This is a genomic window from Nocardia sp. NPDC005825, assembly GCF_040630175.1.
Lineage (GTDB): Bacteria > Actinomycetota > Actinomycetes > Mycobacteriales > Mycobacteriaceae > Nocardia.
The window spans coordinates 136938-150294 of sequence record NZ_JBEXXC010000011.1 but is presented as its reverse complement, the minus strand read 5'-3'; the positions used below and the strand labels follow the sequence as shown (position 1 = coordinate 150294).

Here is a 13357-nt window from a genome sequence, read left to right as displayed (position 1 = left end):
CACACTTGTCACCGTTCTGAGGCATGCTGATCACGTGTTCGACGCCCATCTCCACATCTTCGATCCGCGGTTCCCGCTGGTCGAGAACGAGGGCTACCTGCCCGACCCGTACACCATCGCCGACTATCGCAAGCGCATGTCCCGCTTCGATATCGACGGTGGCGCGGTGGTCAGCGGGTCCTTCCAGGGCACCGATCAGAGCTATCTGCTGGCCGCCCTCGCCGAACTCGGCGAGGGCTGGGTCGGCGTCACCAACCTCCACATCGACGCGAGCGACGCCGAGATCCTCGCGCTGAGCAAGGCCGGGGTGCGGGCCATCCGGTTCAACCTCAAGCGGGCGGGCGGCGACATCGTCGGGCTCACCATGCTGGCCCTGCGCGCCTACGAACTGGCGGGGTGGCACGTCGAGCTCTACATCGACGGGTCCATGCTGGGCTCGCTGGAACCGGTCATCACCAAGCTGCCCAAGCTGTCCATCGACCACCTGGGCATGTCCGACGACTGCCTGCCGTACCTGCTCAACCTGGTCGACCGGGGAGCCAAGGTGAAGGCCTCCGGGTTCGGGCGGGTGGCCATGAATGTCGGCTCGGCCCTGCGCAAGATCCACACGGTCAACCCCGAAGCCCTCATGTTCGGCACCGACCTGCCGGGCACCCGGGCCGGGCGGCCCTTCCGCGACGCCGACATCTCCCTGCTCGCCGACTCGGTGGGCTCCGATCTGCACAAGGTCCTGGAAGACAATGCCCGCGCCTTCTACGGCCTGCCCGCCAAGGTCCGCGACTTCGAGGACCCCGCCGCGAACCGCTCGACCGGGGAACCGCCGACGCTGCGGCTGCCGCGCTCGGAACTACCCGGTCCCCAGCACCCGGCCACGCTCCCGCTGCCCCGCATCGATCGATAGGCCGCGCCCTCCGCGCTTCCGAACCTTCGCGTTATTGTCATAGCGTCAACACCGGCGGGTGAGCCGGTGCGCAGCATTCGACGACGAACCGAGGTAGGGCGTGAGCACTCCATCCACCGCCAAGCAGGGCCCGCTCGCGGGCATCCGGGTTGTTGAACTGGCCGGCATCGGCCCCGGTCCGCACGCGGCACTGCTGCTCGCCGACCTCGGCGCCGACGTGGTCCGGGTCCAGCGGCCCGGCATGCTGCCCGGCTTCATGGAACGCCCGCAGTGGCGCGGCCGCACCATCGTCGAGGCCAATCTCAAGGATCCGGCCGACATCGAGAAGGTGCTCGGCCTCATCGACAAGGCCGACGTGCTGCTCGAGGGCTTCCGCCCCGGCGTCACCGAGCGCATGGGCCTGGGCCCCGACGCCGCGCTGGAGCGCAACCCGCGCCTGGTCTACGGCCGCATGACCGGCTGGGGCCAGTACGGCCCGATGGCCGACCGCGCGGGCCACGACATCAACTACATCTCCCTGACCGGTGTGCTGAACGCCATCGGCCGCAAGGGCGAGCGGCCGGTCCCGCCGCTGAACATGGTCGGCGACTTCGGCGGCGGTTCCATGTTCCTGGTCTTCGGCATCCTGGCCGCGCTGGTGGAACGCCAGAACTCCGGCAAGGGCCAGGTCATCGACTCCGCCATGATCGACGGCGCGCTCGCGCTCTCGCACATGATCTGGGGCATGAAGGGCGTCGGCCTGTGGTCGGACGAGCGCGGCACCAACCTGCTCGACACCGGCATGGCGTTCTACGACACCTACGAGACCTCCGACGGCAAGTACATGGCCGTCGGCTGCATCGAGCCGCAGTTCTACGCCGAACTGCTGCAGGGCCTGGAGATCTCGCCCGAGGGCCTGCCCAACCAGCTCGACCCCAACGGCCAGGACCAGCTGCGCAAGCTGTTCACCGAGAAGTTCAAGACCAAGACCCGCGACGAGTGGTGGGCGATCTTCGAGCACACCGACGCCTGCACCACCCCGGTGCTGACCTTCACCGAGGCCGAGCAGAACCCGCACATCCAGGCCCGCACCGGCCTGGTCGAGATCGACGGCGTCGTGCAGCACGCCCCGGCCCCGCGCTTCTCGCGCACTCCGGCCGCGGTTCCGACGCCGCCGCCGAACGAGGGCACCCCGATCGAGCACGTCTGGGCCGACTGACCTTCCGGTAGACGGCCGAACGCCCCCTGTGGAATTCCACAGGGGGCGTTGACTTTTCCGATGCGGCAGAGTGGCTCGGGAATTACGGGGCGACCAGCTGGATGTCCAGCTCGATGGCGATCTTGTCGCTCAGCATGGCGGTCGGCAGGCCCGGCGCGACGTCGAAATCGCTGCGCTTGATGGAGCCGGTGGCGTTGAAGCCCGCGTGCTCCTTGTTGTCCTGCGGGAAGACCTGCACGCCGCCCCACTCGACCGCCAGGGTGACCGGCTTGGTGATGCCGCCGATGGTGGCCTCACCGGTGACCTCGAACTCCTCCGAGAGGGCGATCGGCTCGGGGATGCGGAAGGTCAGGTGCGGGCGGTTGGCGACATCCAGGATGTCGGCGCTGCGGACGTGGCCGTCGCGCATCTCGTTGCCGGTGTCGAAGGAGTCGAAGTAGATGGTGGCCTCGATGGCGGCGGCGCCGGCCTCGTTGACCACGAAGCCGGTCTCGAAGCGGTTGAAGCGGCCGCGGACCTTGGAGATGCCCAGGTGCTTCACGGTGAAGTTGACCGAGGAGTGGGCGGCGTCCAGGGTCCAGGAGCCGGGGGCGAGGGTGGTCTGCTCGGAAGTCGTCATGTCACCTACCGTAAGTGGACTCTGGTCCGTTTATCCACACCGTGGTTATCCGGGGACTGGCAGGGCTGGGATAACGGAACTCGGACCAGGCAGTATGGAAGCGTGTCCCGTTCCGAATTCGCCGAGTTCCTGATCGCCCGACGCGCCCAGCTGCAGCCCGAGGATGTCGGCCTGCCCAGCGGCCGCCGCCGGCGCACCCCCGGCCTGCGCCGCGAGGAGGTGGCCGCGCTCGCCGGAGTCAGCGCAGACTACCTGGCCCGGCTGGAACAGGGACGCGACACCAACCCCTCCACCGCCGTGCTCGCCGCGCTCGCGGATGCCTTGCGGCTCAACGACGTCGAGAAGCACCACTTCGGCAAGCTGGCCCTGGGCCTGGAACAGAAGACCACCTGCCCGGCCGCCGGACAGGCCCGCGAACAGGTCTCCGACACCATCCAGGCCGTCATCGACGCGCTGCAGCCCACGCCCGCCTTCGTGCTCGGCCGCTGGCTGAACCTACTGTCCTGGAACCCGTCCTTCCGCGACTTCGCCGAACCGCTCGGCATGTTCGACACCGAGGCGCACAACAACTTCGCGATCTACGTCTTCGACCACCCGGCCGCCCGGAAAACCTTCCTGAACTGGACCGACGTCGCCGACATGGCCTCCTCGGCGCTGCGCGCCGCCGCCACCCGATTCCCCGACGACCCGTCGGTCGCCGGGATCATCGAGACCCTGAGCCGCAATCCCGAATTCGAGCGGCGCTGGCGTGAGCACCGGCTCACCGACTTCCGTTCCGTCGTGGTGCGCCTGCAGCACCCGCTGCGCGGCGAGGTGGAGGTCGAAGTGGAGACCCTGGATCCGGCCGCAGACCAGACGGTCATGATCTGGCTGGTCGACCGCCGACACGCCCGAACCCCTGGATTGCGGCTGGTCAACGAATAAAAACCGCAGCTCGCAGGCCCGCGTTCCGACCGCCGGGGCGGGTCCGGCGAACTACAGTTGATCCATGGCTCGGAATTGGCCGATGGTCGAACGGGAGAACGAGCTCGAATCGATCAGGTCGGCGCTCACCGGCGGCGACTTCGTCGGTGTGGTGCTCACGGGTGACGCGGGGGTCGGGAAAACCACGCTGGCGCGGATGGCCACCGCCTCCGCGGGAAATGTCCGCTGGGTGGCCGGCACCGAATCCGCCCGCAGCATCCCGCTCGGGGTCTTCGCGCACATGGTGGGGGTGTACACCGCCCACGACCCGGTGACCTTCATGGCCGCCGCCCGCGAAGCGCTGCTCGCCGACGGGCACACCATCATCGGCGTCGACGACGCCCACCTGCTCGACCAGCTCTCCGCCACCCTGCTGCTGCAGCTGGCCATCGACAAGGCCGCGCACATCGTGGCCACCGTGCGCAGCGGGGTGCAGGTGCCCGACGCCATCACCTCGCTGTGGAAGGACGGGCACCTGCTGCGCATCGACCTCGCCCCCTTCACCCAGCGGCAGAGCGTCGAACTCGTGGAATCCATGCTGGGCGGGCAGCTCGAGGGCTTCACCGCCAACCTGATGTGGGAATCCTCCGGCGGCAACGCGCTTTTCCTGCGCCACCTCGTCGACGGCGCGCTCGAGGCGGGCACGCTGCGGCAGGTCAACGGGGTGTGGCAGCTGCGCGGACGGGCCGCCGTCACCTCGGAACTGGCTGCGCTGCTGGAGGATCGGGTGGAACAGCTGCCCGAATCGGTGCTGCGGGTGCTGGAACTGCTCACCTTCTGCGAGCCCATCGACCTGGACGTGTTATCCGAGATCGCGGGCGAGGAAGCCGTCGAATCGGCCGAAACCCGCGGGCTCATCAGGATTGTCGAGAACGGGCACCAGCTGCTGGTGCGTTACAACCATCCGCTGTTCGGCGAGGTGATCCGGCGGCGGCTGGGCATCGCGTCGGCGCGGCGGCTGCGCGGACGGCTGTACTCCTCGCTCAAGGACCGGCCGGTCAAATCCGCGTCCGAACGCATCCGGCTCGCCGAATTGGCCTTGGACAGCGACAGATCCGCCGACCTGGAACTGTTCCTGGCCGCGGCCGCCGACGCCATCAGCCTGGCGAATCTGCCACTGGGAGAACGATTCGCGCGCGCCGCCGTGGAACGACAGGGCGGCGTCGAAGCCGCCGATCTGCTCGCCCGCGCCCTGCTCTGGCAGGGGCATCGCATCGAGGCCGAACGCACCCTCGCCGGATTCGATCCCGACCAGCTCACCGAGGTCCAGCTGGCGCGCTGGGGCAGCACCCGGGTCTCGAACCTGCTGTGGTCCATGGGTGACGCCGACCGCGCCGACGCCGTGCTGGAATCGGTGCGCAGCCGGGTCAGCCACCCGAAAATCATTGCGGCACTGGACGGTCTGGCGTCCGCCTGCGCGGTCAACGAGAACCGGATCGAGGAGGCGTTCACCCTCGCCGAATCGGTCATGTCCACGCCCGAGGCGCCGCCGTGGGCGGTGTACTGGGCGGCGTTCGGCGGCGGACTCGCACTGGCGCTCATGGGGCGCGGCGAGGCGGCCCGGCAGTACGCCGCGCGCGGGCACAGCGTCGAACCCCACATCGACGGACTGAACCGGTTCATGTTCACGCACGCCGAGGTGCTGGCGCTCACCTTCACCGGGGAGCTCGACACCGCCCGGAAGTGCGCCAGCCGGCCCTACCCCTTCTCCTCCCCCGGGCAGTACCTGGCCTGGGGGCTGGTCAAGATCCTGCAGGGCACCGTGGACGTGGCGCAGGGCAAGTTCCCGCAGGGCATCGACAATCTCGAGCAGGCGCTCGCGGCGCTCACCACCGAGGGCGCGGCGGCCTGGATGTTCCCCGCGCAATTGCGGCTCGCCGAAGCCTATTCGGCGCTCGGGCGGCCCGCCGAGGCCTCGGAAGCCATTGCGGCAGCGTCCTTCCGAGGGGGACGGCACAGCGCCGTGTACGGAGCGCTGCTCGAGCTCGCGCGCGCCATGCAGGCCGGGGCCGAGGGCACCGCGACACCCGCCGTCCGGCTCGCCATCGGGGCCGCGGACCTGGCCGCGCGCTCCCACCAGCACGCGGTCGAGGCGATGGCGCTGCACACCGCGGCCCGATTCGGCGACCCCTCGGTGGCGGGGCGGCTGGCCGACCTGGCGGCCCGCATCGACGGGCGGCTGGTGCAGGTGCAGGCCCGGCACGCGGTCGCGGTCGCCGCGCACGACGGTCCCGGGTTGGACACCGCCGCAGCGGAATTCGAATCCATCGGGGCGATGCTGTCGGCCGCCGACGCCGCCGCGCAGGCCGCGTCCGCGCACGAGCGGGCCGGGGATCGCCGCCGCCTGCTGGAATCCGCGGCCACCGCCAACCGGCTGGCCGCCGCCTGCGGCGGGGCCTCCACCCCGGCGCTGCGGCAGTCCGCGCAGCCATTGCCGCTCACCGCGCGGGAACGGGAGATCGCGAACCTGGTCGCGGCCGGGCTGTCGAACCGGCAGATCGCGGATCGGCTGACCGTCTCGGTGCGGACGGTGGAGGGGCATCTGTACCGGGCGTGCATCAAGCTCGATGTCACCGATCGCGAGGCACTGGCGGATCTCATGCGGGGCGGGACATCTTCCAGCAGTACCGCGAACTGACCTGACGTCGGATCATTCGCACAGCCCCCAACGGCTCGCAGTAGCCCTTCCGCGCAGTCAGAAACTTCGCACCCCCGATCCGGCGCTGTGACGTGCATAAACGCGGCCGCACCGGACTGGCGGCAACGCTCACGCCGGGACGGTCGCGAATCACCGGCATCGATGGGCGGTCCGCCGGACCGGTGAAACGAAATATGTTCGGAAGGTTGGTGTTTCGGCGTGCGTGGTCGAATTCGTGAAATGAACAGCAGCGTCGCCCGGCGCGCGCTCGCGGTCGGGGCCATTCCACTGGCACTGGCTGTGGCCTGCTCCAACGGCGAACCGGCCAAGGTCTCCGACGGCGCCGCCACCCAGGCCGCTGTTCCGCTGAGCGGCAGCACCGTTCCGGGCGGCAACAGCTCCCCGAACCATGCCGCGCAGACCGGAACCGCCTGGCCGAACCCCCAGGACATCGAGGCCACCGGCCCCGGCATCCTCCCGTTGCCGCGCACCGCCGCCGCCCAGCCGGGCGTCGCGGTCCCCACCGGCGACCAGGACCATCCCGTCCGCGTCACCACCGTGCAGCCCGGCGTCACCGTCCCGGTCCGCCCGCAGCCCGCGTCGCCGCCGCTCGCCGACTACCCGGTCCCCGCCAACTTCCGTCCCATCCCCAACACCCGGGACGCGGCCCCGGCCCTGGACGTGCAAACCCTGCACGCCCCCACCGTGGTCGCCCCGGTCCTCCCCATCGCGCCGCCCCCGCGCACCGTCCGCATCGGCGACTTCACCACCCCGGCCCCGGACGAACTCCCCGACCACATCCTCAACGGCGTGAACGGCGTCGCCGCCGACGCCGAAGCGGGCCTCGCCACCGGCCTCAACTCCATCGGCGTCAACCCGACCCGCTCCGACAAGATCGCCGCGGGCGCCCTCGGCGGAGCGGCCATCGGCGCGGGCCTCGGCGCGGTGGGCGCGGGCGTCCCCGCGGCGGTGGCCGGCGCTGCCGCGGGCGGACTGGCGGGCGCCGCCATCGGAACGGCCGTCGGAGCCGGGCTCGGAACGGCCGCGGCCGTGGTCATGCCAGGCCTCGCGGCCATCGACGTCCCCGGCGGAATGATCGGCGGAGCTCTCATCGGTGGCGGCGTCGGCGCGGCTGCCGGTGCGGCGGCCGCGGGCATCCCGGCCGCGCTGGCCGGCGGGGCGGTGGCCGGAGCGGCGGGCGCTGCCGTCGGCGGCTTCCTGGGCGGCGCGCTGTAGGGGCGAGGACAGCTGATTTCGTCGCGACGCCCGCACCGACCTGTTCGGAGCGGGCGTCGTCGCCCGGGTGGGTGGGTCAGAAGAGGGTGGGTTCGCCGAAGCCGGGGGTGCGCTCTATTTCGAGGAGGCGCTGTTTGGTGGTGAGGCCGCCGGGCGCGGAGAAGCCGTGGAGGGCGTGATCGGCGGCGAGGACTCGGTGGCACGGGATGATCAGCGGGATGGGGTTGCGGCCCAGGGATTGGCCCACCGCCTGGGCGCCGCCGGGGGCGCCGATGCGGTTGGCGACCGTGCCGTAGTTGAGGGTGTGGCCGGGGTCGATGGCCCGGGTGACCTCGTAGACGGCTCGATCGAAGTCGTTGAAGAGGGTGGGGTCCACGGGGATCCAGCGCAGGTCGTCGAGGTCGCCGGTCAGGTGGGCCTGGATGCGGGCGATGGCCTCGGCCATCTCGGGAGTGGGGGCGGCCTCGTGGAGATCGGCGCGGCGATGGCGGCGCAGGATGTGGGAGCGGGTGGCCGCCGGGTCGCGGTCGGGGAGGGCGAAACGCAGGACGCCGGTGGCGCTCCAGGCGATGGCGCAGACGCCGATCGCGGTATCGAAGAGCGCCGCCGACGCCTGGGGGCGGACCGGGGCGGACATAAGGCCAGTGTGCACGGTGGCACCGACAGAACGCGGATTCAAGGCCAATTTGCTAGAACTGGACTGACTCGTTGCGGCAGGGGATGGCGGAGAGGGCCGCCGCGGCCGAGGCGCTGCGGCCCGGCCTCCGGCGTGCGGGCTCCGAGGGCAGGTCGGGGCGCAGGGAGGCGATGGCGGCGAGGTCCGAATACTGGCGGGCCGCTTCATATTCGCCGACCGACCAGTCCGACATGGGGGCATGCGGGCGATACCGCTCCAACAGCACACCCCAGCGCTCGCCGGGTGCGGGCGCGAACCGGTACACGAGACCGGCGAACGCGGCGACAATCACGAAGGAACCGAGTAGTGCGACCATGACCCCATGGTGGACCCACCCTGGACTTGAAGAAAATATCCAGTGCCTGGATACTGGCCTGTATGGCGACACGAGTGATCGGCGCGGCCAGCCTCACCCGCGACCTGGGTAGGTGGCGTAATGACGAACCGGGCGCGGCCGCGGAGAACGGCAAACGGTCCGCGCGGCCCGCGTACGTGGCCCTGGCGGAGAGCATCCGCCTGCTCATCCACGACGGCCGCGCCCCGCTGGGCGTGGCCCTGCCCAGCGAACGCGACCTGTCCACCAGCCTCGCGGTCAGCCGCACCACCGTCACCTCCGCGTATTCGCTACTGCGCGAACACGGTTACCTGATCAGCCGTCAGGGTTCGCGCAGCACGGTGGCGCTGCCGCCGACCGTGGTGCACGACGGCGCGAAGCCGGCCCGCAGCATCCTGGCCATGATGGCGCAGCCTGAACTGCCGACCATCGACATGACCTACGCGTCCATGGCCGCCCCGCCGCAGATGACCGAGGCGTACTCCTTTGCCCTGCAAGGTCTTCCGACCTATCTGGGCACGCACGGCATGGACCCGGTGGGCGTGCTCATGCTGCGCGAGGCGCTGGCCCGCCGCTACACCGAACGCGGCCTGCCCACCGAACCGGACCAGATCCTCATCACCCTGGGCGCGCAGCACGGCCTGCGCCTGCTGCTCAATGTGCTGACCACCCCGGCCGAGCGGGTGCTGATCGAGCACCCCACCTACCCGAACGCCATCGAGGCGATTCGCGATGTGGGCGCGCGCCCGGTGCCGGTGCCGATGCGCCCGGACGGCTGGGATCTGGACGGAATCCGCAGTGCCGCACGGCAAACCGCCGCCAGCATGGCGTACCTGATCCCCGACTTCAACAACCCCACCGGCCATCTGCTGGACGCGGAGGGCCGCGCCGAGCTGGCCGCCATCGCCCGCGAGACCCGGATGACGGTGATCGTGGACGAGTCGATGGGCGACCTGAACCTGTCCGGCGTCGAATCCCCGCCGCCCGCGGCGGCTTTCGCCCGTGGTTCGGAGATCGTCACCATCGGTTCGGCTTCGAAGTCGTTCTGGGGCGGTCTGCGGGTCGGCTGGGTCCGCGCCAATCAGCCGTTGATCACCAAACTGCTGGGCACCCGCTCCACCGTCGACCTCGGCACCCCGGTGATGGATCAGCTGGCCACCGTTCACCTGCTCCGCAACGAGGACGAGATCCTCACCACCCGCCGGGCGCAACTCCGCTCCCGCCGCGCGGTCCTGCTGGAAGCCCTCGCCGAGGAACTCCCCGACTGGCGGGTCACCCCCGGCGCGGGCGGCATGTCCCTGTGGGCCCAGCTCCCCGCCCCGGTCTCGACGGCGCTCGCCGCCACCGCGCCCAATCACGGCGTATTGCTCGCCGCCGGACCACGTTTCGGCGTCCAGGGCGCGTTCGAGCGGTTCATCCGCCTCCCGTTCACGCACGAGGAGGCCGATATCCGCGTCGCGGTGAAGTCGATCGCCGCGGCCTACCAGGGCCTCACTCCGCACGCGGCCGATCCCCTGGCCCCGCTCATCACCTACTGAACATAAATCCCGCGCCGACCGTATTCGCGGCCGACGCGGGATTTATGTTCAGTGACAACTGATTTCGCGAGATGTGGGTAACTCACCGGGTACGCCCAGAATAGGTTCGGCACCCGGCCGCCGGCACGGGTGCGCGACCTGCGACGGCACCCTGCCGCCCGCTGAAGTCGCGGGGAGGCGTGTCAGCCCAGGATGTCGTGGCGGACGATGGTCTGGTCGCGACCCGGGCCGACGCCGATGCACGAGACCCGCGCGCCGGACAGCTCTTCCAGGCGCTTGACGTACGCCTGGGCGTTGGCCGGGAGCTCCTCGAAGGTGCGGCAGCCGGAGATGTCCTCCCACCAGCCGGGCATCTCCTCGTAGATGGGCTTGGCGTGGTGGAAGTCGGTCTGGGTGGTGGGCATCTGCTCGACGCGCTCGCCGTCGATCTCGTAGGCGACGCAGATCGGGACGGTGTCCAGGCTGGAGAGCACGTCCAGCTTGGTGAGGAAGTAGTCGGTGATGCCGTTGACGCGGGTGGCGTAGCGGGCGATCACGGCGTCGAACCAGCCGGTGCGGCGGGCGCGGCCGGTGGTGACGCCGACCTCGCCGCCCGTCTTGGCCAGGTAGGTGCCGGACTCGTCGAAGAGTTCGGTCGGGAACGGGCCGGAGCCGACGCGGGTGGTGTACGCCTTCAGGATGCCGAGCACCGTGGTGATCTTGTTGGGGCCGACGCCCGCGCCCACGGCCGCGCCGCCCGCGGTCGGGTTGGACGAGGTGACGTACGGGTAGGTGCCGTGGTCGACGTCGAGCAGGGTGCCCTGCGAGCCCTCCAGCAGCACGATCTCGTCGCGCTCCAGCGCCTCGTTGAGCAGCAGGCGCGAGTCGGCGATGCGGTGCTTGAAGCCCTCGGCCTTCTCCAGCACCTCGTCGACCACCTGCTGCGGGTCCAGCGCGCGGCGGTTGTAGATCTTCACCAGCACCTGGTTCTTGAATTCCAGTGCGGCCTCGACCTTCTGGGTGAGGATCTTCTCGTCCAGCACGTCGGCGACGCGGACGCCGACGCGGGCGACCTTGTCCTGGTAGCAGGGGCCGATGCCGCGGCCGGTGGTGCCGATCTTCTTGTTGCCCAGGAAGCGTTCGGTGACCTTATCGATGGCCACGTGGTACGGCATGATCAGGTGCGCGTCGGCCGAGAGCAGCAGGCGGGAGGTGTCCACGCCGCGCTCTTCCAGACCGGCGAGTTCGGCCAGCAGCACGCCCGGATCCACGACCACGCCATTGCCGATGACGTTGGTCACATCGGGGGTGAGGATGCCGGACGGGATCAGGTGCAGCGCGAAGCTCTCACCGTTCGGCAGCACCACGGTGTGCCCCGCGTTGTTGCCGCCCTGGTATCGAACTACCCACTGGACCCGGTCACCGAGCAGATCGGTGGCTTTGCCCTTGCCTTCGTCGCCCCACTGGGCGCCGATCAGCACGATTGCCGGCATGCGAGTGTCTCCTACGGGTTCGACGCGCAGCACCCATGTTGCTGCAGCTACCCGCCATCAGAAGGCGGTGGCCGTGGGCACACTTTACTGGATGACCACATACGTCCAGGTGCACGCCCCGACTCCGAGTGAGCCAGACATAACGGATGCGCACTGAGGACAGCAGGGCAAATGAGACAGGGCTATGGTGGCACGGGGAGAGGGACCGGCAGGGGGTTCCATCGGGACGCAGCGAGGCGGAATTAGGTGTTGGCAGGCCAGAGGAGGGTGTTCGGCAGTTGAGTACCCATGTTCTCCGCTGCGACGGCGCACCCGTTCCCATCGCGCTCGCTTCCCTGTCCCTCACGCAGACCGCCGCCATTCCCGACACCGGGACCCTGGACGAGCTGCTGCCGGTGATGGCGGCGGACAGCCTGCCGCGCCTCATCGTCCTCGGTGAGGACGCCGGACTGGCCGCGGTGCTCACCCACCTCATGCGCACCGAACGCCTCGGCGTGGAGATCGGCTACGTGCCCATCGACCGCACCTACGGCTCCCGCGCCTACGAGACCGGCACCGGGTCCGCCGCCGCCAAGCGCGCGCTCGAGGGCCGGGCCGTCGAGACCCCGTTGATCCGCGACGACACCGGCAAGGTGCTCATCGGCCGCGCCACCATCGTCGGCGAGGGCGGCGCGAAACTCGAGGGCGAGGCCTACGTCGACGACACCCGGTTGTTCACGGGAAAGGTCGCGGCCCTGCATGTTTCGCCCATGCTGGAGATGCCGGGCCTGCACGCCACCGTGCACCGCGGACTGCGCAAGAAGCGCTGGGTCGCCGGGCGCGCCATGCAGCTCGGGACGCCGGGCGCGCTGGTCACCCGCGACGGGATCACCGCCGACCGAGTGGTGAAGCGCTCCACGTTCTATCGACACCACGAGCCTTGGCTGCTGGTTCGCTGATTCACCCCCAGAATGGGTGTCGGCACAGCGACAACGAGGCCGGGCCAGTTGGGAGTGACAGGTGGATGACGCGCGCGCGGTGAGACGGGCCTCCGGGGCGGTCCGGCCCAGCCCCGTATTCCTGGCGGTGGTGGCGGTCGCGGTCCTGGGCGGGGTGCTCGCCTGGAACGCCGACCTCGATTCGCGCCAAGCCCAATTCGGAGTGTTCATCCTGGTGGTGGCCGGGTGGATCGTGACGGTCTGCCTGCACGAGTTCGCGCACGCGTTCGTGGCGTGGCGGGCCGGGGACCGGGAAGTGGAGATGCGCGGGTATCTCACGCTGAACCCGCTCAAGTACAGCCATCCGCTGCTGTCGATCGGATTGCCGGTGGTGTTCATCGCGCTCGGCGGGTTCGCGCTGCCGGGTGGCGCGGTGTACGTGCACTCGCACAATTTCAGTCCGCGCACGCAGCGGATGATCAGTGGCGCGGGGCCCGCGGTGAACGCGCTGTGCGCGGTGGTGCTGCTGGTGATCGTGTCGGTGTGGGGCAGTCTGTATACGAACGCGGCGTTCTGGTTCGGGCTGAGTTTCCTTGCCTTCCTCCAGATTTCGGCGACCATCCTGAATCTGCTGCCGATCCCCGGCACCGACGGGTACGGGATTCTGGAGCCGTCGCTGAGCTATCAGACCCGCCGGTCGCTGGATCAGATCAAGCCGTACGGCCTGCTGATCCTGTTCGCGCTGCTGTTCACGCCGCAGCTGAACCGGTTGTTCTTCGACGGCGTGAACGCACTGTTCGAGCTGTCCGGGCTGCCGGGCGGGTGGTGGTCGATGGGCAGCCGGTTGACGCGGTTCTGGCTTTGA

At 69.9% G+C, this 13357-nt stretch carries 12 protein-coding genes; 8 read left to right on the top strand and 4 right to left on the bottom strand.

The genetic code is table 11. From position 1 onward, the window contains the following. Positions 1–34: 34 nt before the first annotated feature. Both ABZ382_RS27340 and ABZ382_RS27335 read left to right on the top strand, forming a co-directional pair. Positions 35–901 carry an amidohydrolase family protein gene (locus ABZ382_RS27340; protein ID WP_357094400.1) on the top strand — a complete coding sequence of 289 codons (867 nt, stop codon included), beginning with the start codon at positions 35–37 and terminating at the stop codon, positions 899–901. Between the two features lie 100 nt (positions 902–1001). Beyond that, positions 1002–2099 carry a CaiB/BaiF CoA-transferase family protein gene (locus tag ABZ382_RS27335; protein WP_357094397.1) on the top strand — a complete coding sequence of 366 codons (1098 nt, stop codon included), beginning with the start codon at positions 1002–1004 and terminating at the stop codon, positions 2097–2099. Positions 2100–2181: 82 nt separating this feature from the next. Here the strand turns inward: ABZ382_RS27335 and ABZ382_RS27330 are convergent, their stop codons facing one another. Beyond that, the gene (locus ABZ382_RS27330; protein WP_357094393.1) at positions 2182–2718 is read right to left on the bottom strand and encodes a YceI family protein; all 537 of its coding nucleotides are present in this window, start codon (positions 2716–2718) and stop codon (positions 2182–2184) included. Positions 2719–2820: 102 nt separating this feature from the next. Here ABZ382_RS27330 and ABZ382_RS27325 point away from each other — a divergent pair, with 102 nt between their 5' ends. From ABZ382_RS27325 to ABZ382_RS27315, 3 genes are all read left to right on the top strand, one after another. Continuing rightward, a complete protein-coding gene (locus tag ABZ382_RS27325; RefSeq protein WP_357094390.1) occupies positions 2821–3642 on the top strand; it encodes a helix-turn-helix domain-containing protein in 822 nt (273 codons plus the stop codon). A gap of 64 nt (positions 3643–3706) precedes the next feature. Then, a complete protein-coding gene (locus ABZ382_RS27320; RefSeq protein WP_357094387.1) occupies positions 3707–6319 on the top strand; it encodes a LuxR C-terminal-related transcriptional regulator in 2613 nt (870 codons plus the stop codon). Between the two features lie 240 nt (positions 6320–6559). Next, positions 6560–7555: a hypothetical protein gene (locus ABZ382_RS27315; RefSeq protein WP_357094385.1), complete on the top strand. Its 996-nt coding sequence runs from the start codon at positions 6560–6562 to the stop codon at positions 7553–7555. Between the two features lie 76 nt (positions 7556–7631). Here the strand turns inward: ABZ382_RS27315 and ABZ382_RS27310 are convergent, their stop codons facing one another. Together ABZ382_RS27310 and ABZ382_RS27305 are read right to left on the bottom strand one after the other, a co-directional pair. Beyond that, positions 7632–8192 (bottom strand): methylated-DNA--[protein]-cysteine S-methyltransferase, encoded by a 561-nt coding sequence (locus ABZ382_RS27310; RefSeq protein ID WP_357094382.1) that lies wholly within the window; start codon positions 8190–8192, stop codon positions 7632–7634. Positions 8193–8244: 52 nt separating this feature from the next. Next, positions 8245–8547, bottom strand: coding sequence for a hypothetical protein (locus ABZ382_RS27305; RefSeq protein ID WP_357094379.1), 303 nt, complete (start codon positions 8545–8547; stop codon positions 8245–8247). 62 nt (positions 8548–8609) lie between these two features. Between ABZ382_RS27305 and ABZ382_RS27300 the strand changes: the two genes are divergently transcribed. Further along, a complete protein-coding gene (locus ABZ382_RS27300; RefSeq protein ID WP_357094377.1) occupies positions 8610–10103 on the top strand; it encodes a PLP-dependent aminotransferase family protein in 1494 nt (497 codons plus the stop codon). Between the two features lie 182 nt (positions 10104–10285). On the opposite strand, the gene ABZ382_RS27295 is transcribed toward ABZ382_RS27300, so the two are convergent. Further along, positions 10286–11575, bottom strand: coding sequence for an adenylosuccinate synthase (locus ABZ382_RS27295; protein ID WP_357094375.1), 1290 nt, complete (start codon positions 11573–11575; stop codon positions 10286–10288). A 278-nt stretch (positions 11576–11853) separates the two neighbouring features. On the opposite strand from ABZ382_RS27295, the gene ABZ382_RS27290 reads away from it, so the two are divergent. Both ABZ382_RS27290 and ABZ382_RS27285 read left to right on the top strand, forming a co-directional pair. Next, the gene (locus ABZ382_RS27290) at positions 11854–12513 is read left to right on the top strand and encodes a hypothetical protein (protein ID WP_357094372.1); all 660 of its coding nucleotides are present in this window, start codon (positions 11854–11856) and stop codon (positions 12511–12513) included. A gap of 61 nt (positions 12514–12574) precedes the next feature. Then, positions 12575–13357: a site-2 protease family protein gene (locus ABZ382_RS27285; RefSeq protein ID WP_357094369.1), complete on the top strand. Its 783-nt coding sequence runs from the start codon at positions 12575–12577 to the stop codon at positions 13355–13357.

Excerpts from the sequence above, each read along its gene's own strand:
- ABZ382_RS27300 (WP_357094377.1), top strand. The coding sequence starts at position 8,610 with ATGGCGACACGAGTGATCGGCGCGGCCAGCCTCACCCGCGACCTGGGT.
- ABZ382_RS27310 (WP_357094382.1), bottom strand. The coding sequence starts at position 8,192 with ATGTCCGCCCCGGTCCGCCCCCAGGCGTCGGCGGCGCTCTTCGATACC.
- ABZ382_RS27315 (WP_357094385.1), top strand. The coding sequence starts at position 6,560 with ATGAACAGCAGCGTCGCCCGGCGCGCGCTCGCGGTCGGGGCCATTCCA.
- ABZ382_RS27305 (WP_357094379.1), bottom strand. The coding sequence starts at position 8,547 with ATGGTCGCACTACTCGGTTCCTTCGTGATTGTCGCCGCGTTCGCCGGT.
- ABZ382_RS27330 (WP_357094393.1), bottom strand. The coding sequence starts at position 2,718 with ATGACGACTTCCGAGCAGACCACCCTCGCCCCCGGCTCCTGGACCCTG.
- ABZ382_RS27295 (WP_357094375.1), bottom strand. The coding sequence starts at position 11,575 with ATGCCGGCAATCGTGCTGATCGGCGCCCAGTGGGGCGACGAAGGCAAG.
- ABZ382_RS27320 (WP_357094387.1), top strand. The coding sequence starts at position 3,707 with ATGGCTCGGAATTGGCCGATGGTCGAACGGGAGAACGAGCTCGAATCG.